The 24,504-nt window shown below is 69.6% G+C and carries 20 protein-coding genes; 15 read left to right on the forward strand and 5 right to left on the reverse strand.

Annotated features, from left to right (window positions below; genetic code table 11):
* Positions 1–122: 122 nt before the first annotated feature.
* The 5 genes from BIV04_RS10885 to guaA all read left to right on the forward strand — a co-directional run bounded on the left by BIV04_RS10885 (position 123) and on the right by guaA (position 5,271).
* Positions 123–653 (forward strand): cation:proton antiporter regulatory subunit, encoded by a 531-nt coding sequence (locus BIV04_RS10885; protein WP_043595745.1) that lies wholly within the window; start codon positions 123–125, stop codon positions 651–653.
* 4 nt (positions 654–657) lie between these two features.
* Positions 658–2,178 (forward strand): cation:proton antiporter, encoded by a 1,521-nt coding sequence (locus tag BIV04_RS10890; protein WP_071256272.1) that lies wholly within the window; start codon positions 658–660, stop codon positions 2,176–2,178.
* A gap of 55 nt (positions 2,179–2,233) precedes the next feature.
* The gene (locus BIV04_RS10895) at positions 2,234–3,085 is read left to right on the forward strand and encodes an SURF1 family protein (RefSeq protein ID WP_083396362.1); all 852 of its coding nucleotides are present in this window, start codon (positions 2,234–2,236) and stop codon (positions 3,083–3,085) included.
* A gap of 99 nt (positions 3,086–3,184) precedes the next feature.
* On the forward strand, positions 3,185–3,625 hold the full coding sequence (locus tag BIV04_RS10900) for a DUF3817 domain-containing protein (RefSeq protein WP_071256273.1): 441 nt from the start codon (positions 3,185–3,187) through the stop codon (positions 3,623–3,625).
* Positions 3,626–3,681: 56 nt separating this feature from the next.
* The gene (guaA, locus tag BIV04_RS10905) at positions 3,682–5,271 is read left to right on the forward strand and encodes a glutamine-hydrolyzing GMP synthase (protein WP_071256552.1); all 1,590 of its coding nucleotides are present in this window, start codon (positions 3,682–3,684) and stop codon (positions 5,269–5,271) included.
* Positions 5,272–5,636: 365 nt separating this feature from the next.
* Here the strand turns inward: guaA and BIV04_RS10910 are convergent, their stop codons facing one another.
* Positions 5,637–6,470, reverse strand: a complete 834-nt coding sequence (locus BIV04_RS10910) for a Bax inhibitor-1/YccA family protein (RefSeq protein WP_071256275.1) — start codon at positions 6,468–6,470, stop codon at positions 5,637–5,639.
* Between the two features lie 274 nt (positions 6,471–6,744).
* Here BIV04_RS10910 and BIV04_RS10915 point away from each other — a divergent pair, with 274 nt between their 5' ends.
* Entirely contained in the window at positions 6,745–7,737 is a 993-nt protein-coding gene (locus BIV04_RS10915) for a glycerophosphodiester phosphodiesterase family protein (protein WP_071256277.1), read from the forward strand.
* Positions 7,738–7,817: 80 nt separating this feature from the next.
* Positions 7,818–10,238, forward strand: coding sequence for an ATP-dependent helicase (locus tag BIV04_RS10920; protein ID WP_071256279.1), 2,421 nt, complete (start codon positions 7,818–7,820; stop codon positions 10,236–10,238).
* Here the strand turns inward: BIV04_RS10920 and BIV04_RS10925 are convergent.
* Positions 10,235–11,062, reverse strand: coding sequence for an FHA domain-containing protein (locus BIV04_RS10925; protein ID WP_177174808.1), 828 nt, complete (start codon positions 11,060–11,062; stop codon positions 10,235–10,237). The two genes, BIV04_RS10920 and BIV04_RS10925, sit on opposite strands and share 4 nt — an antisense overlap.
* A 102-nt stretch (positions 11,063–11,164) precedes the next feature.
* Between BIV04_RS10925 and BIV04_RS10930 the strand changes: the two genes are divergently transcribed.
* The 7 genes from BIV04_RS10930 (at position 11,165) to BIV04_RS10955 (ending at position 20,298) form a co-directional block, all read left to right on the forward strand.
* On the forward strand, positions 11,165–11,458 hold the full coding sequence (locus BIV04_RS10930; protein WP_043594286.1) for a WXG100 family type VII secretion target: 294 nt from the start codon (positions 11,165–11,167) through the stop codon (positions 11,456–11,458).
* An 82-nt stretch (positions 11,459–11,540) separates the two neighbouring features.
* A complete protein-coding gene (locus BIV04_RS10935) occupies positions 11,541–11,837 on the forward strand; it encodes a hypothetical protein (protein ID WP_071256282.1) in 297 nt (98 codons plus the stop codon).
* Positions 11,834–13,099: a putative T7SS-secreted protein gene (locus BIV04_RS10940; RefSeq protein ID WP_071256283.1), complete on the forward strand. Its 1,266-nt coding sequence runs from the start codon at positions 11,834–11,836 to the stop codon at positions 13,097–13,099. The genes BIV04_RS10935 and BIV04_RS10940 overlap by 4 nt, the downstream gene beginning before the upstream one ends.
* A gap of 1,068 nt (positions 13,100–14,167) precedes the next feature.
* Entirely contained in the window at positions 14,168–14,491 is a 324-nt protein-coding gene (locus BIV04_RS17310; RefSeq protein WP_143048672.1) for a hypothetical protein, read from the forward strand.
* Positions 14,488–15,231, forward strand: coding sequence for a hypothetical protein (locus BIV04_RS10945; RefSeq protein WP_143048673.1), 744 nt, complete (start codon positions 14,488–14,490; stop codon positions 15,229–15,231). The genes BIV04_RS17310 and BIV04_RS10945 overlap by 4 nt, the downstream gene beginning before the upstream one ends.
* Before the next feature lie 34 nt (positions 15,232–15,265).
* Positions 15,266–15,868: a hypothetical protein gene (locus tag BIV04_RS10950; protein ID WP_071256286.1), complete on the forward strand. Its 603-nt coding sequence runs from the start codon at positions 15,266–15,268 to the stop codon at positions 15,866–15,868.
* Positions 15,865–20,298 (forward strand): FtsK/SpoIIIE domain-containing protein, encoded by a 4,434-nt coding sequence (locus BIV04_RS10955; protein ID WP_071256287.1) that lies wholly within the window; start codon positions 15,865–15,867, stop codon positions 20,296–20,298. Before BIV04_RS10950 ends, BIV04_RS10955 begins: the two co-directional genes overlap by 4 nt.
* Positions 20,299–20,333: 35 nt before the next feature.
* On the opposite strand, the gene BIV04_RS10960 is transcribed toward BIV04_RS10955, so the two are convergent.
* The 3 genes from BIV04_RS10960 to BIV04_RS10970 all read right to left on the reverse strand — a co-directional run bounded on the left by BIV04_RS10960 (position 20,334) and on the right by BIV04_RS10970 (position 23,117).
* Entirely contained in the window at positions 20,334–22,274 is a 1,941-nt protein-coding gene (locus BIV04_RS10960; protein ID WP_071256288.1) for a thioester domain-containing protein, read from the reverse strand.
* A 155-nt stretch (positions 22,275–22,429) separates the two neighbouring features.
* Entirely contained in the window at positions 22,430–22,663 is a 234-nt protein-coding gene (locus tag BIV04_RS10965; protein WP_071256291.1) for a hypothetical protein, read from the reverse strand.
* A 43-nt stretch (positions 22,664–22,706) separates the two neighbouring features.
* Positions 22,707–23,117, reverse strand: a complete 411-nt coding sequence (locus BIV04_RS10970) for an ester cyclase (protein WP_071256292.1) — start codon at positions 23,115–23,117, stop codon at positions 22,707–22,709.
* A gap of 213 nt (positions 23,118–23,330) precedes the next feature.
* Here BIV04_RS10970 and sucC point away from each other — a divergent pair, with 213 nt between their 5' ends.
* The gene (sucC, locus tag BIV04_RS10975; protein ID WP_071256294.1) at positions 23,331–24,494 is read left to right on the forward strand and encodes an ADP-forming succinate--CoA ligase subunit beta; all 1,164 of its coding nucleotides are present in this window, start codon (positions 23,331–23,333) and stop codon (positions 24,492–24,494) included.
* Positions 24,495–24,504 lie beyond the last annotated feature (10 nt).

A 24,504-nucleotide genomic window follows, 5' to 3' on the forward strand; every position in this document is an offset into this window, starting at 1 on the left:
CGTGCGAGTCGGGAACAACATGCTGCCAGGCGACGTTCTCCCCACCACGAGCAGCCCGGCTGCCGCGGCCGAACCCGCCGCTAGGCTGAGACGACTGCCCCCGAGTCCACTGGAGACGAACCATGGTTGACGTGCGTCGAGTCAAGCTCCCCGGCGTGGGTGTGCTGCACACCTTCATCACCGACGACGGCGGCAAGTGCGGTGTGATCACGCACCGTTCGGGTCACAGCGACCTCATCACGTTCAGCGACGACGTCGACGGCGACCACGTCAAGAAGGTCTCGCTGCGTCTCAGCGAGGACGAGGCCCACACGCTCGCCGAACTCCTCGGCGGCACGCGCATCACCGAGTCGCTGTCGGCCCTCGACCAGATCCCCGGCCTGAGCATCGACTGGTTCACGGTCGACTACGACGACCACATCGCGGGGCAGCCGCTCGGCGACCTCGGCGCCAAGGGTGTCGTCGGCCTCACCGTCGTCGCGGTCGTCCGTGGCGATGCGGCCAACCCGGCGCCGTCGGGCGACTTCAAGGTGTTCCCCGGCGACACGCTCGTCGTGGCCGGTTCGCCCGAGAAGGTCGCCAAGGCGTTCTCGTTCTACCGCACGGGCGAGCTCAAGCACCGCTCGCCGGTCGACGCGCCGCCCGGGGGCTAGGCCGATGCACCTGGGTGAAGAGCTGATCGTCCTCGGCATCCTGCTGCTGATCGCGTACGTGCTCGGCCGCGCCGGCAAGCTGATCGGCCTGCCGTCGATCCCGATCTACATGATCGTCGGCCTGCTGGCCAGCACGAACACGGGGTGGTTCCCGCTCAGCTTCGAGTCCGACAACATCGAGCTGATCGCCATCTTCGGGTTGATCCTGCTGCTGTTCAACCTCGGCCTCGAGTTCGATCAAGACGAGTTCTTCTCGAACGCCGGGCGGTTGATCGTCTCGGGTGGCAGCTACATCGCCATCAACATGGGCGTCGGCCTGATCTTCGGTTTCATGCTCGGCTGGGGCACCCGCGAGGCGCTGATCATCGCGGGCATGACGGCGACGTCGTCGAGCGCGATCGTCACCAAGCTGCTGATCGAGCTGAACCGCCTGGCCAACCGCGAGACGCCGATGATCCTCGGCGTCACGGTCGTCGAAGACATCTTCATCGCGATCTACCTCGCGATCGTCTCGGTCGTGCTCAGCGGCGAGACCGACCCCGGGCCGGTGATCCTCAAGCTCGGCATCGCCTTCGCGTTCCTCGTCGTGATGTTCAGCGTGGCCCGATGGGGCGGCCGCGTCGTGTCGAGGCTCATGCGCACCCGCGACGACGAACTCTTCACCGTGCTCTTCTTCGGCCTGGCCGTGCTCTTCGCCGGCCTCGGCGAGGTGCTCGGCGTGACCGACGCGATCGGCGCCTTCCTCATCGGGCTGATCATCGGGGCGACGAAGTTCCGCAACCGGGTCGAGCAGTTCGCCCTGCCCATGCGCGACGTCTTCGGGGCGTTCTTCTTCCTGAACTTCGGCCTCGGGCTCAACCCTGCCCTGTTCCCGAGCGTGCTCGGCCCGGTGGCCATCGCGGTGGGCATGACCGTGCTGCTCAACGTCGGTGCGGGGCAGTTCGTCGCCTGGCTGAACAAGCTGGGGCCGCAGGCGGGCATCAACACGACGGTCATCCTCGTCAACCGGGGCGAGTTCGCGCTCATCCTGGCGACGCTGTCCGCCGGCGCGGGTCTCGACGAGCGGTTGCAGCCGTTCGCCGGTCTGTACGTGTTGATCATGGCGGTGCTCGGCCCCGTGCTCGCCTCGAACAGCGAGCGCATCGGCTCGGTGCTGCTGCGGTCGCGCAAGAAGGCCGAGCGCGCCGAGGCCGAGGCTCGTCGCCTCGAACGCGAGGCACGCAGCGGTGACGAGATCGCCCTAATGGAGGCCGCGCTCGCCGGTGACGACCTCGAGCAGACCGAGGTCACCGAAGACGACGACGAGCGCGAGACCGAGCGGGTCCGGGCCGTGGCGGCACGAGCCGCCGCAGGGCGGGACGCCGCGGGCCGTCGCGGTGCCGAGGGCGACGACGTCGACGGCACTGACGACGACGACCTGGACGACCTCGACGCGATGGACGCCGACGAGGCCCGGATCTGGGCCGAGCAGGCCGGTCAGCAGAGCGACCAGCGGGCCACGCGCCGACGCGACCCCGAGTACTGACCCGAGACCCGCCGTCCCAGCGGGTTCGTGGGCGACGGGAGGTACGATCGCCTCCGTGACCCAGACCGAGCAGCGCCCCGCCCTCCTCGGCGTCGACGGCGAGCCGCTGCCCGCGACCATGTGGCACGTCGCCCGCCGGCCCCGGTGGATCGCGCTGCTGGGCCTCGCCCTGGTCGTGGCGGCGATCTTCGCCTGGCTCGGCCACTGGCAGATCGAGCGCAGCGTCGAGAGCGTGCAGGTCGTCAACCCCGAGACCGAGACCAGCAAGGTGCTGTCGTCCGTCGCCACCCCGCAGACGCCCTTCGCCGATTCGCTCGGCGCCCAGCGCGTGTCCGTGACCGGTGAGTTCGACCCCGACGACTTCGCCGTCATCGGCGACCGCGTCAACGGCGGCGAGACCGGCTACTGGCTGATCGGCCGCTTCGTCGACGACGCCAACGGTGCCTCGCTGCCCGTGGGGCTCGGCTGGTCCGCGACCCGCGAGGGCGCCGAGGCCGCCGAACCGTCCGTGGCCGCGACCTCGACCGTGACGGTCGAGGGCCGCTACTTCCCGTCCGAGTCGCCGACCGAGAGCGACTTCGAGAGCGGTGCGCAGACCGTCGTCTCGGTGGCCGCCCTGATCAACGAGTGGCCCGGCTTCGACGGCCAGGTCTACGGCGGCTACGTCGTCTCCGACGTCGCGCCCGCCTCGCTGAGCGAGATCGATTCCGCTCCGCCGGCCTCCGACGTGCAGTTCAACTGGCTCAACGTGTTCTACGCGATCGAGTGGGTCGTCTTCGCCGGCTTCGCCGTGTTCCTCTGGTTCCGGCTCGTCCGCGACGCGTTCGAGCGCGAGCACGAAGAAGCCGAGGAGGCGCGGGCCGAGGCGGACGCGCGCGGCGCGACCCAGCCGACCCGCGCCTCCTGACCCCTCGAGTCTCGGCCCCGGCCGGGCGGTGGGTCGGCCTCGTTCGACGTCGACAGGCGCCGTCCTGGCGCGTCGGCGGGCGCGGCTAGAATCGTGCCCATGCCTCTGAAGCCCCGGCAACGCGACATCCCGAAGATCCCGGGTGCCGTCAGGTTCTACAAGATCTCGGCGTACGTCACCGGCGTCATGCTGCTGCTGCTCATCTTCGAGATGGTGTTCAAGTACACGCCGCTGCAGCTCGAGATGCAGCTCGGCGGTCAGGGCGGGTTCCTCGTGCCGGTCGACTCGACCACCGGCTTCAACCTCTCGACGGCCATCCTCATCGCCCACGGCTGGCTCTACGTCGTCTACCTCTTCGCCGACTTCCGCCTCTGGAGCTTGATGAGGTGGCCGTTCTCGCGGTTCTTCCTCATCGCGCTCGGCGGTGTCGTGCCCCTGCTCTCGTTCTTCGTCGAGAGCCACATGACCAAGCTCGCGACGCGGCAGTACGACGCACTGACCGCCGAGACCACCCCCACGACCGAGGGAGCCCCCGCGTGACCGACGCACCCGAGACCGCCGAGGCGTCGGCGACGACCGCCGCCACGGCCCCCGCACTGGCCGAGCGCGCGCCCGAGACCGCCCAGAGCCCCGTGCTCGTGGTCGACTTCGGCGCCCAGTACGCGCAGCTGATCGCCCGCCGCGTGCGCGAGGCCAACGTCTACAGCGAGATCGTGCCGCACACGATCACCGCGGCCGAGATCGCCGAGAAGAACCCCGTGGGCATCGTGCTCAGCGGCGGCCCGTCGAGCGTCTACGAAGAGGGCGCACCGAGCATCGACGCGGGCATCTTCGACCTCGACATCCCGGTGCTGGGCATCTGCTACGGCTTCCAGGCGATGGCCAAGGCGCTCGGCGGCGAGGTCTCGCAGACCGGCCAGCGCGAGTACGGCGCCACCGACGTCACGCTCGCCGAGGGCGACAGCACGCTGTTGTCGGGCCAGCCGACCTCGCAGACGACGTGGATGAGCCACGGCGACTCGGTGTCGAAGGCCCCCGAGGGCTTCGACGTCCTGGCCTCGAGCGCCTCGACGCCCGTCGCCGCGTTCTCGAGCGACGCCCGCAAGCTCTACGGCGTGCAGTGGCACCCCGAGGTCAAGCACTCGTCGTACGGCCAGGCGGTGCTCGAGAACTTCCTGCACCGTGCCGCCGGCATCCCCGCCGACTGGAACAGCGGCAACGTCATCGCCGAGCAGGTCGCCCGCATCCGCGAGCAGGTCGGTGACGCGCGCGTCATCTGCGGCTTGTCGGGTGGCGTCGACTCGGCCGTCGCCGCCGCGATCGTGCACGAGGCCGTCGGCGACCAGCTGATCTGCGTCTTCGTCGACCACGGTCTGCTGCGGGCCGACGAGCGTCGCCAGGTCGAAGAGGACTACGTCGCCTCGACCGGTGTGCGGCTCGTCACGATCGACGCCGAGCAGCAGTTCCTCGACGCCCTCGCCGGGGTGACCGACCCCGAGCAGAAGCGCAAGATCATCGGCCGCGAGTTCATCCGCAGCTTCGAGGCCGCCGCCGAGGCACTCGTGCTCGAGGCCGCGGCCGAGGGCGACTCGGCCGTGAAGTTCCTCGTGCAGGGCACGCTCTACCCCGACGTCGTCGAGAGCGGTGGCGGCACGGGCACGGCGAACATCAAGAGCCACCACAACGTGGGCGGGCTGCCCGAAGACCTGCAGTTCGAGCTCGTCGAGCCGCTGCGCACCCTGTTCAAGGACGAGGTCCGCGCGATCGGTCGCGAGCTCGGTCTGCCCGAGGTCATCGTCGGTCGCCAGCCGTTCCCCGGCCCGGGGCTCGGCATCCGCATCGTGGGCGAGGTCACGCACAAGCGTCTCGAGCTGCTGCGTGCGGCGGACGCGATCGCGCGGGCCGAGCTGACCGCGGCCGGCCTGGACGACGAGATCTGGCAGTGCCCCGTGGTGCTGCTCGCCGACGTCCGGTCGGTGGGTGTGCAGGGCGACGGTCGCACGTACGGTCACCCGATCGTGCTGCGTCCGGTGTCGTCGGAGGACGCCATGACGGCCGACTGGACGCGTCTGCCCTACGACGTGCTGGCCCGCATCTCGAACCGCATCACGAACGAGGTCGACGGCGTCAACCGAGTCGTGCTCGATGTCACCTCGAAGCCCCCGGGAACGATCGAATGGGAGTGACGCGAAGCGTCACTCTGGCGGCGCTCCGCGCCGTCAGTGCCCACCAGTAGCCGCGAACGTGGAGTGAGGGAGACCTCCCGCGAAGCGCAGTGACGCGAAGCCCCCTCCGGCAGACATCTGCCCGAGGGGGTTTTGCTGTGTCCCAGGGGTTTCGTCGTCTCCGAGGGGGCCTCGTCGTTCCCTGACCAGTCGTGGTTCAGCGAGTGGGCAGAACATGCTCCTCATCCGCACCTGAACAGCATCTCCTGCCCACTCAGCCGTCGGCCCCGGCCCACTCGGCTGTCGGCCTCGGCTCACACAGAAGCGGGGCCCGTCCCTCTCGGAACGAGCCCCGCTTCGGGGTGGTGCTGGTGACGCCGTGGTGCCTAGTCGCTGCCTCGCAGGATGGCGAGCATGCGCAGGATCTCGACGTAGAGCCAGATGACGGTCATGACGATGCCGAAGGCGGCCGACCAGGCGTAGATGCGGGGTGCGCCGCGCTCGACGCCGGTCTTGACCTGGTCGAAGTCGAGGACGAGCGAGTACGCCGCCATGATCACGACAAGGATGCCGAGGATGAAGCCAAGGGGGATGCCCGCGATCTCCATGCCTCGAAGGCCCCAAGGGTTGGTGTTGGCGCCGAAGACCATCAGGCCGAGGTTCAGCAACGAGAAGACGCCGTAGCCGATCATCGCGATCATGAAGACCTTGGTCGCCTTGGCCGAGGCACGGATCTTGCCGCTCTTGAAGAGCAGCAGGGTAGTGACGAACACGGCCACGGTGCCGATCAAGGCCTGGGTGACGATGCCGTCCCACCGACTCTCGAAGATCGACGAGATGCCACCGACGAACAGACCCTGTGCCGCCGAGTAGGCGAGCACGAGGCCGGGGGACGGCTTCTTCTTGAAGATGTTCACGAGCGCCAGCACGAAGCCGGCGATGGCGCCCACGAAGGCGAGAGCCGGGACGAACCAACCCACGGCGGCGAAGACGAGGACGACACCGAATGCCAGCAGCGTCTTCGAGATCGTGTCTTCGTAGGTCATGCGGTCGGTCTGCGTGGGACCGGCGGCCGGCTGCGAGTAGAGCTGCTGCAGCTGTTCGGCGGTCATGCCGTTGTACTCGACCGGCTGGGCTGCGCCCTGCTGCTGACGGATGACGGGCCCGCCGTTCTTCGAGAAGGCCGGCGACTGACTGAAGCCGGGATTCGAGAATGCCAAGGGGTTCCTCTTCTGATCGCTAGGGATGTGTGGACCGCCCACGTAGGTTCACGAAGGCGTTTCCGTACAGATGAGGCTAACGCCTGTCGTGCAACGAATGGCTGAAGATCTGCCTGATGAGAGCCGCATTCTCGCAGGGCGAACGTGCGTGCCGTGCATCTTTTGCGTCTGCGGTGGGTGAGACGCCTCGTCCCCAAGGGCCGCGCCTCCTCGTCTCTCCACAGGCGGTCGGGCGGCTCGGGCCGTGCACGGGGACGCCGGTTAGCGTGGCCGGGTGTCCACCTCGCCTCTCGTCATCGCCCACCGCGGCGCCAGCGGCCACCGACCCGAGCACGGCGAAGACGCCTACCGCCTCGCGATCGAGCTCGGGGCCGATGCCATCGAGCCCGACCTGGTCGCGTCGAGCGACGGTGTGCTCGTCCTGCGGCACGAGAACGAGATCTCGGGCACGACCGACGTCGCAGAGCACGACGAGTTCCGGCACCGACGCACGACCAAGACCATCGACGGCACGAAAGTCACGGGCTGGTTCACCGAGGACTTCACCTGGGACGAGCTCAGCACGCTGCGCATCCGCGAACGCCTGCCCGAGCTGCGGCCCGAGAGCGCGGCACACGACGGCGAGGGGCGCATCCAGCGGCTGGGCGACCTGCTCGACCTGCTCGACGCCGCCGATCGCCCGGTCGGGCTCGTCGCCGAGGTCAAGCACGCGACCTACTTCGACTCCATCGGCCTGCCGCTCGGCGAGCTGCTCGCCGACGAGCTGCGGCAGCGGCGCTGGGTCGACGACCCGCGGCTGACCATCGAGTCGTTCGAGCAGACCGTGCTCGGTCGGCTCGCCGACCAGCGACTCGGGGCCCGGCTCGTCTACCTGCTCGAGAAGGCCGGCGTCGCGGCCGACCTGGTGGCCTTGGGCAGATCGTCGGTGGGCTACCGCGACCAGCTGCACGCCGAGTCGCTCGAGTCGTTCGCCGATGCGGGGCTGCACGGCGTCAGCCTCGACAAGCACACGCTCGTCGACGCCCGGGGGGTGACCGACGGCCGGGTCGTCGACCGGGCGCACGCGGCCGGCCTCGACGTCTTCACGTGGACGCTTCGAGCCGAGAACGCGTTCCTGGCCAAGGCCAACCGCGGCCCCGGCGGCAAGGCGGCCTTCGGTGACTGGCACGCCGAGTTCACCTCGCTCATGGCGCTCGGCGTCGACGGAGTCTTCGCCGACCAGCCCGAGCTCGCCGAGGAGGCGCGGGTCGCCTTCGCGTCCCGCTGACCTCGCTCGACGCCGCCCGCGACCGTGGTCGCCCCGCACCCTCTCGCCATGTCGGTGGTCGCGCTTAGACTCGACGGGCCATGACGATCGTGCTCGAGCCCTCTGACGCTGCCGGCGGTTCCGGCGACCCCCTGACCGCCGGTCTGAACCCGCAGCAGAAAGAAGCGGTCGAGTACCGCGGGCAGTCGCTGCTGATCGTGGCCGGTGCCGGCTCGGGCAAGACCAGCGTCCTCACCCGCCGCATCGCCGGGCTCTTGGCGACGCGCGAGGCATGGCCCAGCCAGATCCTCGCCATCACGTTCACCAACAAGGCCGCGGCCGAGATGCGCGAGCGGGTGGCGCACCTCGTCGGCCAGGCCGGCGAGGGCATGTGGATCAGCACCTTCCACTCGGCGTGCGTGCGCATCCTGCGGCGCGAGGCCGAGCAGTTCGGCTTCACCAAGAGCTTCACGATCTACGACTCGGCCGACTCGCGTGCGCTGCTCAAGCGCATCCTGAAAGAGCTCGACGCCGACCAGCTCGGCCTCACCGTCAGCATGGCGTCGGGCAAGATCTCCAAGCTCAAGAACGAGCTCAGCGACGTCGAGTCGTACTCGCGCCAGATCAACATGAACGACCCGCAAGAGGTCATGTTCCTCGAGATCTTCCGGCAGTACACCCGCGAGCTGCAGCGGGCGAACGCCTTCGACTTCGACGACCTCATCGCGCAGACCGTCTACCTGTTCCGCGCCTTCCCGCACGTGGCGGCGCAGTACCAGCGGCGGTTCCGGCACATCCTGGTCGACGAGTACCAAGACACCAACCACGCGCAGTACTCGCTCATCCGCGAGCTGACCCGCCCGGTGCAGGCCGATCTCGTCGACGAGCTCGAGCGCGGTGGCCAGTTCGTCCAGTCGATGCGCGACGGCAGCGGCGGCATCCCCGGGGCGTCGCTCACCGTGGTGGGTGACTCCGACCAGTCGATCTACGCGTTCCGCGGCGCCGACATCCGCAACATCGTCGAATTCGAGCGCGACTTCCCGAATTCGAAGGTCATCCTGCTCGAGCAGAACTACCGCTCGACGCAGAACATCCTCGACGCCGCCAACGCGGTCATCTCGAACAACTTCGATCGTCAGGCCAAGAACCTCTTCACCACGGTCGGCGCCGGCAGCAAGATCGTCGGGTTCACCGGCTACACCGGTCACGACGAGGCCCAGTTCGTCGCGGACGAGATCGCGGCCCTGCACGAGTCCGGCACCGACTACAAAGACATGGCCGTCTTCTACCGCACCAACTCGCAGACGCGTGCGCTCGAAGAGATCTTCATCCGCTCGGCGATCCCGTACCGCGTGCTCGGCGGCACGAAGTTCTACGAGCGTGCCGAGATCAAGGACGCCATGGCGTACCTGATCACCGTCGCCAACCCGGCCGACCCGCTCGCCCTGCGGCGCATCATGAACGTGCCCAAGCGCGGCATCGGTCCGGCGACCGAGACCGCGATGCAGCGCTGGGCCGACACCAACGAGGCACCGCTGCGTGACGCGATGCGCAACGCCGACCAGCTCGGTCTCGGGCCGAAGGTCACCGGCGCGATCACCGGTCTGGCGAAACTGCTCGACGACGTGCAGGCCACGGCGGCGACCGCGCCCGTCCACGAGATCCTGTCCGCCCTGATCGCGGGCAGCGGCCTGGTCGAGGTGTTGCGGGCGTCGCGTGACCCGCAAGACGAGGCCCGCGCCGAGAACATCGACGAGCTCGTCGCCGTGACCAAAGAGTTCCAGAAGAACAACCCCGACGGCACACTGCTCGACTTCCTCACCGAGGTCACGTTGGTCGCTGCTGCCGACGATCTCGACGACACGAGCGGCACCGTCTCGCTGATGACGCTGCACACCGCCAAGGGGCTCGAGTACGAGGCGGTGTTCCTCACCGGTGTCGAAGAAGACCTGTTGCCGCACCGCATGTCGGCGAACGAGCCCGGCGGCCCGTCCGAAGAGCGACGGCTGTTCTACGTCGGCATCACGCGTGCGCGACAGCGGCTCTTCCTGTCGCTCGCGATGACGCGGGCGCAGTTCGGCGAGGTCAACGTGGCGATGCCGTCGCGGTACCTGCAAGAGATCCCCGTCGAGCTCATCGACTGGAAGCAGTCGCCGGGCATGGCCACCAGCCGCGGGGGCACGCAGCCGCGGGCGCTCAACGCCCGTCGCGAGGGTGGCGACGGCAACCGCGGTGCGACGCCCCGGGCGTCGGGCGGCTACGGCTCGGGCAGCTACGACCGGGCCACGGCGGCGGCGAAGACGAAGCCGAAGACCGAGTGGGCCAACCGGGTCACGGGCACCGTGCGCGACAACGGCGACATGGAGCTCGAGGCAGGCGACCGCATCTCGCACGTCGACTTCGGCGAGGGTCGCGTCATGGCCGTCACCGGCATCGGCGCCCGCCGCATCGCCGAGGTGCTCTTCGACGGCGCCGGTCGCAAGAAGCTACTGATCAAGGTCGCGCCGATCGAGAAGATCTAGCGCCCTTCCGCGTTCTCGCAAGAGTTCCCGTCTCGTGGCCTGGAAGGCAGCAGGGCGTGGGTCGTGTCGCTCTCGGGTCGGTGCCGGACGACCGTCACGCTGTGGTCGCCGATCGACAGCAGCGATCCGACCCGTGCGCGGGTCGGGGTGTGTGCGTCGAGTTCGGTGGCCTCGCCGGTGGTCGACACGAGGGTGGTGCCGTTGCCCGAACCGAGGTCGGTGACCCAGACGGCCGCGTCGACGCCGATCGCGATCGAGACGTGGTGGCGGGACAGCGATCGGCCGACGTCGTCGAGCGCCACGACATCGGCGTCGGTCGGTGGCGGCAGGGGGCGGTCGGTTCGGCGCCCGACCACGATCGCGCGTCGTGTGACGGGAACGACGCTCTCGTCCGGGAGGCGAAGGCCGTAGTGCCGAGGGCGCAGCGTCGTCGCCTCGAGATCGGGAACGGTTGCTACCGCGTCACCGCCGACCGGCTGATCGGGGGCTGACTGCCTCGGGGTGCTGACTGGCAATGGCGGCGCCTGAGGGATCGGGGCAGCGAGGGGCGCGAAGGCTGCGTCCGCGGACGGTGCCGTGCTCTCGGGGCTGACGGGGGCGAGCTGCGCCGGCCCGCTTCGGTGGTCCTCGACGACGAACCCCGAGGAGGCGCGGGCCGGCGGGGGAGGGGACGTCACGATCGGCGCGGGCGGCCGGAGGGGCAGGGTGGTGATGCGCGAGAGCAGCCCTGCGGCGCGTTGCTCACGAATCGTCTCGGCGGTGATCACCGGGGGCGGCGTCGGGTGTTGCTCGCGCCTCCTGGGCTTGTCCTTCTTGCGACGCATGTCGACTCCGATCTGTGGAGAACCGTTACGCAAACTATCAGGCATGACATATTGGGCAGGTCCGATCGACCGGTCGGCATCTCAGAAGAAGGGGATCACCTCATGGCCAATGTCACCGTCACCTACGACGACCTGCGTACGCAGGCCACCCAGCTGCGGAACGGGCAACGCGCGATCGAAGACCAGCTGGGCCAGATGAAGTCGCAGATCGACAACCTCGTCGGCTCGGGCTACGTGACCGACAAGTCGTCGAAGGCGTTCGACGCGACGTACACCGAGTTCACGACCGGGGCGTCGAAGACGATCTCGGCGGTCGAGAGCATGGCGACGTTCCTCGAGAACGCGGCCAGCACCCTCGAGGGTGCCGACCAGCAGCTCGCCAGCAGCCTGGGCTGACCGACCGCACGAACGGGATGGCCGGGGCGGGTCGCGGTGAGATGCGACGCGCCCCGGCCTCCCGACACGAGGGGAGGACCTCATGGCTCGAACGAGCCTCAACATCGACGGTGCGGGTCTCGAGGCGTTGCTCGCCGACCTGGCCACCGTGAAGACCGAGTTCGAGTCGGGCGACTCTTCGGCGTCGGCCACGGCCGAGGCCTGCGGGCACGCCCGGCTGGCGGCGAAGGTCACGTCGTTCGCGACGAACTGGAACGACCGGCGGGCGAAGCTCGCCGAGCAGATCACCGAGCTGGGCGAGGCGTTGTCGACGATCGACAAGACCTTCACCGAGGTCGACGGAGAACTCGAGGGCGTCTTGATCGGGGGCGACAAATGACGGCCGGCACGCTCGCGGGGGTGGCGGCCGACTCACTGGTGGGGGTGTCGGGTGACCCGGTGCTGCTGAACTCCATGGCGAGCCACTACGAGTCGGTGGCCGCATCGATCCGAGGGGCGGCAGCGAAGCTGAGATCGCTCGAGACAGGGACGTCGTCCAGCGATGCGCTGGATGCGTTCGTGGTCAAGGCTGAGCAGGTCTCCGCGAGTCTCGGCAAGGCCGAGGGGCGATACGGAGAAACAGGGTCCGCGCTCAAGGTGTACGCGTCCGAATTGTCGCTGGCCCAAGAGGCGGCTGCCCCGGCCCTGGCGAACCACCGCGACGCCGTGGACGACCTCGCCGCAGCCGAGAAGCTGGTCGAGCGGTACGAGCACTTCGCGCTCGTGGCCACCGACGAGGTGACGAAGCAGGAGCACCTCGACCAGGCCGCGGCGCAACGCACGAAAGCCGAGGAGGCGCGGGGCCGGGTCTCCCTCTACGCGGGCCGCCTCACCGACGCGCACACGTCCGTCGAGACCGCCGCGACGGCTGCCATCGCGAGGATCGACGACGCGACCGACGACGGCCTCGCCGACACCCTCTGGGACGACCTCGGAGGCGCGTGGGACGCCGGCTTCGCCGCCTTCCAGAAATGGATGGAAGAGAACGACTCGTGGATCAGCACGTTGCTGGACGTCTTGACCGTCGTCGGGGTGGGGCTGGCAGCCATCGCGCTCCTCATCCCAGGAATCAACATATTGGCCGCCATCGTTGTCCTCGCCTCTTTTGCCATCACGGCAGCTCGAGCGACCGCTGGAACAGGTACCTGGACCGACGTTGCTCTTGCTGGCCTTTCAGTTGTGACCATGGGGCTCGGAGGTCTCGCCGTAGGTTCAGCTCGCGGCATGATGGCGGGACTTGCTCGGACTAGAGCGAACCACCTAGTTTCGCAGGGCTACTCGAAGGGGCTCGCCTTCGGATCTGTGAGCAGGAGTTGGCAGCGCGCGCGCCCCGGGTTAGGTGACTGGTCGCTCGTCAAGGGGTTAGGCGACGCCGACGTCGGCCGCATGCTTCATTTCATGAGGGCCAGTCGGCCAGGTGCGCTGGCTGATGATGCTTCCGAAGTCGCACGTGTGATGTTCCGCCTCAACGTGGCGCGGGGGATACAAACCTTCGACCACTTGCGCGGGTTGAGCGACGCGACGCAGCTGGGCATGAAGCAGATGCAGGAATCCAGGGGCTCGCAGAGCACATGGCGTATGTCGCCGGGCACTCAATTCTGATGGCGGGCCGACGAGTCGCAGTGGTGCTGCCACGTCAGCGACTAGAGGGGGTCCTGCCCGTCATCGCCGGGGCCCTGGCTATCACGCCGGCTGTCTATTCACAGGCGATGCGCCTCACCCTAGGTCTCATCGCCATTCCGCAGGGCGGCAATCTCCGTGTGAATCCTGCAGGCAAATCTCTTTTCGAAGCGGGACAGAATTGGCCCCCCGCTCCCTGGCCTAGTTTTCCCTTCTGGGTTTCCGCAATAGGGCTGGCTCTAGTTGCTGTCCATCTCCTACGACGAGGCGGCTTCGATGTCCCCTACACCATGCATCCCTGGGTCCTGGCGTTCTGGTGCGGCCTGAGCGCTGGATACGCCTGGGTCTTCGGGGATCTCTTCAGAAGGTCCGCAGACTGGCCGCGCGATTCGGCTTTCGCGGTCGGACTATTCCTCGCGGAGTTCATCACCTTCACCTGTTTGGGATTTGTCTTTCTGCAGCGAAAGAGAAAACACGGGCGCGAGAAAGCGCGGGCTCGTGCAGAGGTGCCTCTCGCCGAGAATCGGCATTCGTGTTCAGCCAGCAGGAACCCGAAGGACATTCCGTGACCGGCGCGGGATACGTGGGGCGGACGGCCGGGACGGTGGCGGCGTCGTGTTCGATCGTCCTACCTCCGGGGCTCGTCCGGGTGCCGGGTGGGGTAATTGCGCGTGACACAGCGTCGTCGTTCACGACGAACCGGACGGCACATGGACTCTGCAAGTCGGGTGTTTCCGGTGTGACATCTCGGGAACTGAACGTTGCGACCTGGCGGATTGCTACTGGAGGCGGCCTGTGAGCGCCGGACGTCGTGCTGCGGTCGTACCGCCACGGTTATTCGTTTTGCAGGGGCTCCCGCTCTTTGCAGGAATCGCGAGCATAGCGACGCCTCTTCTTGCGCAGCTATCGCGACTCGCCCCGGGGCTGTGGTCGCTTTCCGTCGGAGGTCGAATGCGAACAAGACCAGGCGGTGGCTCTGTCTTCCAAGCAGGGCCCGACTGGCCACCCTTCATTCTGCCAACAGCTGTCTTCTGGCTCGTAGGCGTTGCCATGCTCGCTCTCCTGGTCATCCTTGGACGACGACGGACAGAGTCGCTCGATTTCGCTCTGCAACCCTTCGTTCTGGCTTTCTGGTGCGGACTCGCTGCGTTCTACGGCTGGCTTCATTCGATGTGCTTTGTCGGGCTCGCGGAGTGGCCTCGCGATTCGTTCGCGGCGGCGCTCGTGTTGGCGGCCGAGTGTCTCGCATTCTTCGCGTTGGGAGTCGAAAGGGCGGTCCGATCCATCGTCGTCAGGCGCGAACTCAAAGCTGCCCGAAGAGGTGACGGCCCCCGTCTTGCGAGGGCAGGGCTTCGCCCCGAGGACGAGTCGTGAGCGGCGCGGGATACGTGGGGCGGACGGCCGGGACGGTGGCGGAGTCGTATTCGATCGTCGTGCCTCCGGGGTTCGTCCGGGTTCCGGGTGGGATGGATGCGCCTGACGCAGCGGCGTTCGTCGCCGCACAGCTGGGGGAGCAGCCTGACCTCGAGACCGAGGCAACGCCCGACGACTGGCGGCTGCGGTTCGGGTCGGCGCTGGGGCACGCGCTCTCGGCTGTTGTGAACGGCCGCGTGCTCGACTCGTACCTCAGTGCGGGCCCACTGCCCGGCACCGACGTCGTGTGCTCGATCGTCGTCGCGACCGTACCCGTCACCCGGTCCGAGCATGCCGACCTCGACCGGCTGCTGCTGCGACGGGTCGCCACCCACGAGGCGGCTCCCTTCGTCCTCGCCGGCGATCCCGCCGTGGTCTGGGACGACCCCGCAGCAGAAGCCCCGCCACAGGGCGCCCATGCCGCACCCGACGAGACCGCCGATCTGACACCGCTCCGCCGCCGGACCGTCCTGGCACGCGTCGCCGGCCACGACGACCGGCTGGTCACCCTCGTCCTCACCATCGGGTCTGCGCAGACGGGTGCCACCGCCTCGGGCGAGTCCGCGACAGGACCAGAACCGGACGCCGAAGCACGCACCCGCATCGTCGACGCCCTCACCGACGTCTTCGACGCCATGCTCAGCACCTTCCGCTGGCGGGACGGCGAGGGACGCCTGGTCACCGACCGCCCCCTCGCCTGAACCCCCACGACCGCCACAGAAAGCGACCTGCACCATGACCGAAACCGACACCGATGCCTCCACCGATTTCGACATCCTCATCGGGCACGACCCCGAGACCTGGGTGGCCCTTCCGACCTCCTGGCCGCATGACGGCCACCGCGCGCCGCGATCGTGGATCAAGGCGACCGTGCGCACCGTGGCCGAGCGGTCCGAGGTGTCGACCCGCGCCTCCCGGTCCTGGTTGACGGAGGTGCTCTCGGCCCTCGCGCGCTGGTCGCCCGAGGACGAACGCCGGTATCTCTACCTGCCCGACATCGCGACCCCTCCGTCGCTGCTGCGCGTCCAGTACGGGTTCGTCGAGGGCGATCGTGATGTCGCCCTCCGCGCCATGGTCTTCGACAGCGACGTGGCCGCGGTCGAGCCTCCCGTCGTCGAGCAGGTCGAGGCGAGTGGTCTCGGGCAGGGGCTCCGAGGCGTGCGGTACGCGGTCCTGGAGGGCGACGCCGGCCTCCACGCCACGCTCGTCTACGCCTTCCGGGCCGAGCCGTACGACCTCCGCGTCACCTGCCAGATCGGCGGGCCGGAGGGCGTCCTGGGCATGCTCGACGAAGTCGACGTGTTCGTGGACGGCATCAGCGTGGTGCCGGCCGCGTGAGGCTGAGCGTCACCGTCCTGCACGTCCCGACCGGCCGCCGGGCCGACCGCTCGCTCCTCGTCGATCCGGACACCACCGTCGACGCCGTGGCGCGGCATCTCGCGTCGTCACTCGGCCACGCGCTGCACGCCCCGCCCGCCGAGCCCGGGAGCATCACCGTCGACGGCGTCCCGGTCGATCCGACCGCGCGCCTGAGCTCGGGAGTCCTTCTCGACGGTGCCGTCCTCGGTCTCGGCGGCCCCGCCATGCACCTCCGCCTTCCCGACGACCTGCCCACCATCCGCATCATCGGAGGCCGCGGTGCCGGGACGATCCACGTCGTCGACGTCGGGCTCGTCCACCTCGGCAGCGGTCCGGACGCAGGCGTGAGACTGGACGACGCGAGGGTGCCCCCGATCGTCGCGACGATCGAACTCGACGGCGCCGGACGTTTCGCGTTGACCCCCACGGCGGACGCCTTCCCCGAGTCCGACGACGAGGCTCGGGGTCCACTCGTCCTCGTCGACCGGGTCCCAGTCGTCGGCACGGCCGCGGTCGACGAACACTGTGTGATCACGATCGGCGACACCCTCCTCGCCGTCGCCCCGGCCGGGCACCCGTCCGCCGCCATCGCCGTGAGCGAAGGCGGAGGCACCCTCGACCACGCACGCCCACCGCGCCTCCTGCCGGAGCCGCCGACCACGACGTTCCGGTTCCCCGCCGAACCCCAACAGGGGACGAAACGGCCCCTGCCGATCGTCGCGGCGCTCGCGCCGATGCTGATGGCCGTCGTCATGGTCACCGTGTTCGGGAACGTCGCCTTCCTCGCCTTCGGGCTCATGTCGCCGGTGGTCATGATGGGCAACTACCTCTACGACAAGCGCAACGGCAAGGTCTCGCACCGACAGCGCCTCGCCGACCACCAGGCCACGAAGGAAGCGGTGGCGGCGGACGCCGAGAGCGCCGTGCGGCAGCTGCAGCGCGAGTTGCGACACCTCAGTCCTGACGCCGCGACCGTGCTCGACATCGCCGCCCGGCGTCGTTCGCGGTTGTGGGAACGTCGTCGTGACGATCCTGACCACCTGCGCGTCAGGATCGGCACCGCGGATCTGCCCTCGGGTGTCACCATCGAGGACCCGGCCGAGCTCGAGCACCGTCGAACCGTCGCCCGCCCTGCCGTCGACGTGCCCGTCACCGTCGATCTGGCCGACCACGGGGTCGTCGGGGTGGCAGGCCGATCCGAACACGCGAGACCTCTCGTCGCGTGGATGCTGGCTCAGCTCGCCGTCGCCCAGAGCCCCCGTGACGTGCGCTTCGTCGTCCTGACCGAACACGCTGCGGGCGACGACTGGTCCTGGCTGGGCCACGTCCCCCATGCCCGTCCGGAAGGCGGTCGTCCAGCCGCCGTCTGGGTCGGGAACGACGCCGAGACCGTCGCCCGTCGGATCGCCGAGCTGGGGGCCGAGATCGACGCCCGCCAGCGGGCGGTGCGGGAATCGCGGGGGACGCTCCGAGCCGCGACCGACATCGTCCTCGTCGTCGACGGTGCACGGCGGCTGCGGGCACTGCCCGGGCTCGTCCGCGTCCTGCGCGACGGGCCCTCCGTCGGCGTGTACGCGATGTGCGTCGACACCGAACGACGGTCCCTTCCCGAGGAATGCGTCGCCGTCGTCACCTGCGGCCCCACGCGGCACTCCCTCGACGTCCACCGCACCGCCGACGTGCACGAGGTCAAGGCGGACCTGTTGCCCGTCGGCTGGTTCGAGGCCGTCGCACGGGCCGTCGCCCCGCTGGTCGACGTCGACGACGGTGACGGAACGGGCGGACTCCCGGCCCGATCGCGACTGCTCGACGTGCTGCAGCTCGAACCGCCCACTCCCGAGGCCGTGCTCGACCGGTGGGCTCGCACGGGCCCCACGACCGAGGTCGTCATCGGAGAGAGCCTCGACGGGCCGTTCTCGTTCGACCTCCGCCGGGACGGACCCCACGGTCTCGTGGCCGGTACGACCGGGTCCGGCAAGTCCGAGTTGCTGCAGAGCATGGTCGCGGCGCTCGCCGCCGCCAACACTCCCGAGTCGATGACCTTCGTCCTCGTCGACTACAAGGGCGGTGCCGCGTTCCGCGACTTCGCACCGCTGCCCCACACCGTCGGGATGGTCACTGACCTCGACACACACCTGGTCGAGAGGGCACTGCACTCGCTCGGGGCCGAGCTCAGACGCCGCGAGCACCTCCTCGCCGACGTCGGAGCGAAGGACCTCGAGGACTACGTGGAGGGCACGGTCGGCGACGCCGCGAGACCTCCGTTGCCGCGCCTCCTGATCGTCATCGACGAGTTCGCGAGCATGGTCCGAGAGCTGCCGGACTTCGTGACCGGCCTCGTCAACATCGCCCAGCGCGGGCGTTCTCTCGGAATCCACCTCGTGCTCGCGACGCAACGGCCCACGGGCGTCGTCACCGGCGACATCCGGGCGAACACGAACCTCAGGATCGCCCTGCGCGTGACCGATGCAGGCGAGAGCAGCGACGTGATCGACGCGGGTGACGCGGCCGGCATCTCCAAATCCACACCGGGCCGCGCCTTCGTCCGGCTGGGTGCGAGCGCGCTCGTACCGTTCCAGGCCGGACGTGTCGGTGGCCGACGCCCGGGGGTGGTGGCCGACGTCGTGCCCGAGGTGTGGTCGAGTCCACTCGGCTGGCACGACCTCGGGCGGGTCGTGGCCGAGCCGCCGCCACGAGCGTCGACCGAGTCCGTCGGCCGTACCGACCTGGTCGAGCTCGTCGACGCGCTCGCCACCGCCTCCGCTCGTCTCGGAATCCCGCGCCCACACCGTCCCTGGCTCGACGCCTTGCCGGAGCGGCTCGTCCTCGACGACCTCGCAGAACCCCCGGGAGGCCAGGACGTCGGCGTGTGCGTCACCGGCGACGTGCCCGTGCTGGTCTTCGGCCGGCAGGACTTCCCGGCCGAGCAGCGTCAGGCCCCGGCCGCGCTCGACCTGCAGACCCTGGGCCATCTCTTCGTCGTCGGCGCCCCCCGCACGGGACGCTCGCAGGTGCTGCGCACCATCGCGGCCTCCCTCGCCGACCGGACGAGCTGCGCCGACGTCCACCTCTTCGGCATCGACTGCGGCAGTGGTGCCCTGCTGCCGCTCGAGAGCCTTCCGCACGTCGGAGCCGTCGTCCAGCGGACCCAGCTCGACCGGGTCCGTCGCCTGCTGACCAAGCTCGTCGACGAGACCCATCGGCGGCAGCAGGTGCTCGCGGCCGGAGGCCACGCGGGGGTGGTCGAGCAGCGGCGAGCGGCTCCCGAGATGGACCGGCTGCCGCACCTCGTCGTCATGATCGACCGGTGGGAAGGGTTCACCGGCAGCTTCGCCGAGATCGAGCACGGCAAGCTCGTCGACCAGGTGGGATTGCTGCTGCGTGAGGGAGCCGCAGCCGGTGTCCACGTGCTCGTCACGGGCGACCGTCAGCTCGTGGCGGGCCGGCTCGCGGCCCTGGTCGACGACAAGCTGCTCCTGCGTCTGACCGACCGGGCCGACTACGCCCTCGCCGGCCTGAACGCGCGAGCGCTTCCCGACGTCCTGCCCCCGGGGCGGGGCTTCACCGCGGAGAGCTCGATCGAGACGCAGGTCGCGTTGATCGACGCCGATGCCACGGGGCAGGCGCAGGGAGAAGCCCTGCGGCGACGTGGGGCCGAGGCGGCCCACCGCGACCGTCGCGTTCCCGGCGGCCGTCGGCCCTTCCGCGTCGACCAACTGGCAGGTCCCATCTCGTTCGACGACGCCTGGTCCCGACGGGGCGCGGCTGACCCGGCGACCGTCTTCGCCTTGATCGGCGTCGGTGGTGACGACCTCGTGCCGATGGGTCCGGACCTCGCCGACGGCCCCGGCAGCTACGTCGTGACGGGTCCCCCGAAGAGCGGGCGCAGCACCGTCCTGAGCGCCGTGGTCCGGTCGCTCACCGCCCAGGGCGTCGGGGTCGTCCTCGTCGCACCACGCCGCTCGCCGCTGCGGGCGTTCGAGGGGGCGCCCGGCGTGGTCGCGGTGATCACCACCCGGACCGTCGAGGAGGACCTCCTCGCCCCTTTCTTCGCCGACCACGACGGCCCCCGCGTGCTCGTGATCGACGACGGCGAGCAGCTCAAGGACTGCCCTGCGGCCGACTGGCTCGCGGAGTTCCTCCGGTCGTGCCCCGACACCGGTCGAGCCCTGGTCGTGGCCGGGACGACCGGCGAGGTGTTGGCGGGGTGGGCCGGCTGGCAGGTCGACGTGAGGAACAACCGGTGCGGCGCCGTGCTCAGCCCACAGCTGCCCAACGAGGGTGACCAGGTGGGGCTCCGGCTGACGAAGTCCGACCTCGCCGACCGGCCGACACCCGGGTTCGCCCTCGTGGACGACGGCAGCGGTCAGGCCGTTCGGGTGCAGGTGCCGTTCGATCGGACCGGGTGAGCCCGGACCGACTCGCGGCACCCGCACCCGGGGGGTCATCGCGCCTCGCCCAGCCCGAAGGGCGACAGCGCCTCGGCCTCGACCGCGAAGGAGGCCGCGTCCGAGCCCTCGGCGAGGCGGCGCCTCCGCACGTGGAAGGCCCCCGCCGCGGCCACGAGCACGAAGCCGGTCCCGACGATTCCGAGGGCGACGAGTAGTGCCTGCCCGCCACCGTCCGAACCGGTGAAGGCCAGCCCCGCCGGGGGAGCAGGAGCCTCGGACGGCGCCGGCTGCCGTACCGTCGTCATCTCGCTCCGATACACGGTCGAGTCGGCGAAGGCCGGCACGATCTGGCTTCCGTCGTCGGCGGCAGCCGACCCCTCCGACGAGAACACGAAGACGTACGTGCCGGGCCGCTCGAGGGCGACGCACGGTGTGGCGTACGTGCCGTCCTCGCCGATGGTCACCGTCTCGCGGGCCACGACGAGGCCCGGGTCGATGCGGTCGATCGGACCGAGGTCGCTTCCGACGGCCGGGGCCTCGGCGTACGGTCCGACCAGCACCGATTCGACGTCGACCCCGCCGGGCACGTCGGGGTGCAGGTCGACGACGGTGAGCTCGTCGCTGACGCAGGCACCCGGGTCGATCTCGGCGTCGGACACCACGGTCGAGATGGTCGGCGTCCAGGGCACGAAGGTCGTCTCGGTCGCCACTCCGAACGGTGACCGCCAGGGACCCACCCGGTCACGCCCGGCTTCGACCGGCGTGTCCGCGGGATCGATGGTCTCGACCCAGGTGTAGTACCCGCCACCGGGCAATTCGCAGCCCGGAGTCGAGTAAGTGCCCGGACCGTCGCGAACCTCCAGGGCGACCTCGCAGACGAGAGGGGCATCGTCAGGCCACTCGGCAGCCTCGACCATCGGAGCGAGGAAGGGTCCGAGCAGGCGACTCCGCACCGTGACCGGGATGGGACGCCAGCTGCCGGCGTCGTCGTATCGCCCCCACTCCGACAAGAGTCCGTCACCGGGTCGCACGCCGAGCGTCACCTGGTCGGTGACGACGGTCCCCGCCTCGGCGAGGCTGTCACTGGTCACCGTCGAGACGCTCGGCCGGAAGGGAAGGGGCGACAACTGCTCGACACTCGCGGCTTCGGAAGCCGAGGCCGCCACCCCACCCGAGAAGAGGATCATCTGCGAGCCTGCGGGGCTGTTCCCCACCGTGGTCACCCGTCCGTACGGCAGGTCGACGAACTCGACCGAGGCGTTCACGGTGAGTTGAGCAGCGTCACCGGTGGCGGTGACGGGCACGCTCTCGCCGTTGCGGACGAGGGCCGTGGTCGAACCGTCCTCGAACACGGCTCCGTCCAGGGTGACCGTGCCCGCATGCGTGGGCTCGAGGGCCGTCGGCCCACCCGTCACGCGGTCGACCGTGAGGTCGGGGCGGATGAGCCCCGAGCCGTCGTCCGAGAGTTCGACGGTGATCGATGCCGCGACCGACTTCGACGCGGCGGACGAGGCCTCGGCGAGCATCTGGTTCGCGCGTTCGAGCACGATCGGCCACCGCTCGTTGGCACGGCCGGCGTAGTAACGCTGCGTGTGGCCGTTCAGGCCGGTGATGGTCCAGACCGCGAGCTGTCCCGCGGCGGCCGTGTCGGCGTCGGTCGTGCCACCCCAGGTGCGGGCGATGTAGGCGAGGCGCGCGTGGTCGTCGGTCGAGACGCCGATCACGTCGCCACCCGTGGTCGTGTCGTAGTGGTTGCCGACGGGCGAGCTCTTGCCGGCTTCGAGGCAGAACGCCTGGGTGCCGTCGTCGAGTCGGTACGTGCCGAGCCACGAGGCGTTGTCGCCGCGCCAGAGGTGGCCCGGGCCGAGTCCCGTACCGGTGACGGCGGCGGCCGGGGCGTGGCCGAGCAGGCCGACGACGACGGAGAACAGCAGGGCGAGGGCGAGCGCGAGGCGCCGTCTGGGGGGATGGAGGGCGCTGTGTGGTGATGTCATGCACCGACGATCGGGCAGCGACCCCGGCTGCCGAGGCCGGCACCGCGCCTCCTGTGCACTGTTCTCGACGACGCGGGCCGGGGGAGGAGCCGTGACGCGACGACGCCCCCGCCGCGAGGTGCGGCGGGGGCGTCGTCAGACGGTGGTGACCGAGGTCACTCGGTCTCGTCGAGGTCGATCTCGTCGCCCTCGAGGTCGTTCGAGGCGTACTCGGGCGAGCCCTCGCGGGGCGCGCCGCCGGTCGGGCCGTCGTTGCCCTCGCCGACGCCGGGGAAGACCGTCTCGCCGGCGACGGCGTCGTTGGTCGCGATCTGCTCGGACTCGGCGAACTCGTCGGCCTGATCGTAGGGCTGGTCGCCCGATGCTGCGGGGGTGTTGATGTCGCTCATGATGCGTCCTTCCGAAGGCGGTGCGGGGTGGTGGGAAAGCGGCTCAGGCCAGGCCGAGCTGCTGCTTGAGGCCGGCCTCGTCGGTGGCGCCCCAGCGCTCGACCAGCAGGCCGTCCTCGTCGAAGCGGCCGACCTGGATGCCGCGCACGGTGAACGACTTGCCCGTGGGCTCGGCGCCCTGGAACGTGCCCGTGTGCGTGCCCGAGATCGTGAAGACCGCGGTGACGTTCTCGTCGTCGGCGACGAGCGTCTCGACCCCGAGGTCGGCGTCGGGGAAGGCCGCGAAGAACTCGGTCCAGAAGGCCTGGATGCCCGCGAGGCCGGCGGGTGCGTCGGGGGCCGGGTCGTGGTCGACGACGTCGGCGTGGAAGCCCTCGCCGAGGCGGTCGATCTCACGGGCGGTCAGGATCTCGCCGAGGCGTTCCTGCGTGGCGAGGTTCTTCTCTTTCGACATGCGTGTCTCCGTTTTCTCGTTCTGTCGGGATGCCTCTCGTCTACTCCCCAGGTCATCGGTGGCCGCCGATGCTCACAGCAGACGCGACGCTCGGCGTACCCCTCGGGTCGCCCGCTAGGCTGACCGCTGGCCCATATGTCTTCATGTCGAGATGGCTCGATGTCGAGACGGATCATGGTGAGACGACGCAGCGATGCGGATTGGAAGAACAGCGTGGATCTTTTCGAGTACCAGGCCAGAGACCTGTTCGAGCAGTACGGGGTTCCCGTGTTGCCGGGCATCGTGGCCGACACCCCCGAGGAGGCGCGAGCGGCGTCCGAGAAGCTGGGTGGCGTCACCGTCGTGAAGGCCCAGGTCAAGGTCGGCGGCCGCGGCAAGGCCGGCGGCGTCAAGGTGGCGAAGACCCCGGACGACGCCGAGGCAGCAGCGAAGGACATCCTCGGGCTCGACATCAAGGGCCACGTCGTCAAGCGCGTGATGATCGCCGGCGGCGCCCAGATCGCCCGCGAGTTCTACTTCTCGGTGCTGCTCGACCGCGCCAACCGCTCGTACCTCTCGCTCTGCAGCGTCGAGGGCGGCATGGAGATCGAGCAGCTCGCCGTCGAGAAGCCCGACGCGCTGGCGCGCATCGAGGTCGACCCCCGCTCGGGCATCGACCTGGCGAAGGCCACCGAGATCGCGAAGGCCGGCGGGTTCCCCGACGAGCTGATCGAGAAGGTCGCGCCCGTGCTGGTCAAGCTCTACGCGGTCTACGAGGGCGAGGACGCCACCCTCGTCGAGGTCAACCCGCTCGTCCTCACCGAGCAGGGTGACATCGTCGCCCTCGACGGCAAGGTCTCGATCGACGAGAACGCCGAGTTCCGTCACCCCGGTCACGCCGAGCTCGAGGACGCCGACGCGGCCGACCCGCTCGAGGCGAAGGCCAAGGCCGCGGGCCTCAACTACGTGAAGCTCGACGGCGAGGTCGGCATCATCGGCAACGGCGCCGGGCTCGTCATGTCGACGCTCGACGTCGTCGCCTACGCCGGCGAGGCGCACGGCGGCGTGAAGCCCGCCAACTTCCTCGACATCGGCGGCGGAGCGAGCGCCGAGGTCATGGCGGCGGGGCTCGACGTGATCCTGGGCGACGCCCAGGTCAAGAGCGTCTTCGTCAACGTCTTCGGTGGCATCACCGCCTGTGACGCGGTCGCCAACGGCATCGTCGCCGCCCTCGGCATCCTCGGCGACGCGGCCACCAAGCCGCTCGTCGTGCGACTCGACGGCAACAACGTCGACGAGGGTCGACGCATCCTGGCGGAGGCGGCGCACCCGCTGGTCACCGTCGTCGCGACCATGGACGAGGCTGCCTACAAGGCCGCCGAGCTGGCTTCGAAGTAAGGACTGCAGA

Origin of the sequence: Frigoribacterium sp. MCBA15_019, from assembly GCF_001864945.1 — a bacterium.
Taxonomy (GTDB): Bacteria; Actinomycetota; Actinomycetes; order Actinomycetales; family Microbacteriaceae; genus Frigoribacterium.

Coding starts and splice junctions, on each gene's coding strand:
- BIV04_RS10885 (WP_043595745.1), top strand. CDS start 123: ATGGTTGACGTGCGTCGAGTCAAGCTCCCCGGCGTGGGTGTGCTGCAC.
- BIV04_RS10890 (WP_071256272.1), top strand. CDS start 658: ATGCACCTGGGTGAAGAGCTGATCGTCCTCGGCATCCTGCTGCTGATC.
- BIV04_RS10900 (WP_071256273.1), top strand. CDS start 3,185: ATGCCTCTGAAGCCCCGGCAACGCGACATCCCGAAGATCCCGGGTGCC.
- BIV04_RS10920 (WP_071256279.1), top strand. CDS start 7,818: ATGACGATCGTGCTCGAGCCCTCTGACGCTGCCGGCGGTTCCGGCGAC.
- BIV04_RS10925 (WP_177174808.1), bottom strand. CDS start 11,062: ATGCGTCGCAAGAAGGACAAGCCCAGGAGGCGCGAGCAACACCCGACG.
- BIV04_RS10930 (WP_043594286.1), top strand. CDS start 11,165: ATGGCCAATGTCACCGTCACCTACGACGACCTGCGTACGCAGGCCACC.
- BIV04_RS10935 (WP_071256282.1), top strand. CDS start 11,541: ATGGCTCGAACGAGCCTCAACATCGACGGTGCGGGTCTCGAGGCGTTG.
- BIV04_RS10940 (WP_071256283.1), top strand. CDS start 11,834: ATGACGGCCGGCACGCTCGCGGGGGTGGCGGCCGACTCACTGGTGGGG.
- BIV04_RS17310 (WP_143048672.1), top strand. CDS start 14,168: ATGCTCGCTCTCCTGGTCATCCTTGGACGACGACGGACAGAGTCGCTC.
- BIV04_RS10950 (WP_071256286.1), top strand. CDS start 15,266: ATGACCGAAACCGACACCGATGCCTCCACCGATTTCGACATCCTCATC.
- BIV04_RS10960 (WP_071256288.1), bottom strand. CDS start 22,274: ATGACATCACCACACAGCGCCCTCCATCCCCCCAGACGGCGCCTCGCG.
- BIV04_RS10965 (WP_071256291.1), bottom strand. CDS start 22,663: ATGAGCGACATCAACACCCCCGCAGCATCGGGCGACCAGCCCTACGAT.
- BIV04_RS10970 (WP_071256292.1), bottom strand. CDS start 23,117: ATGTCGAAAGAGAAGAACCTCGCCACGCAGGAACGCCTCGGCGAGATC.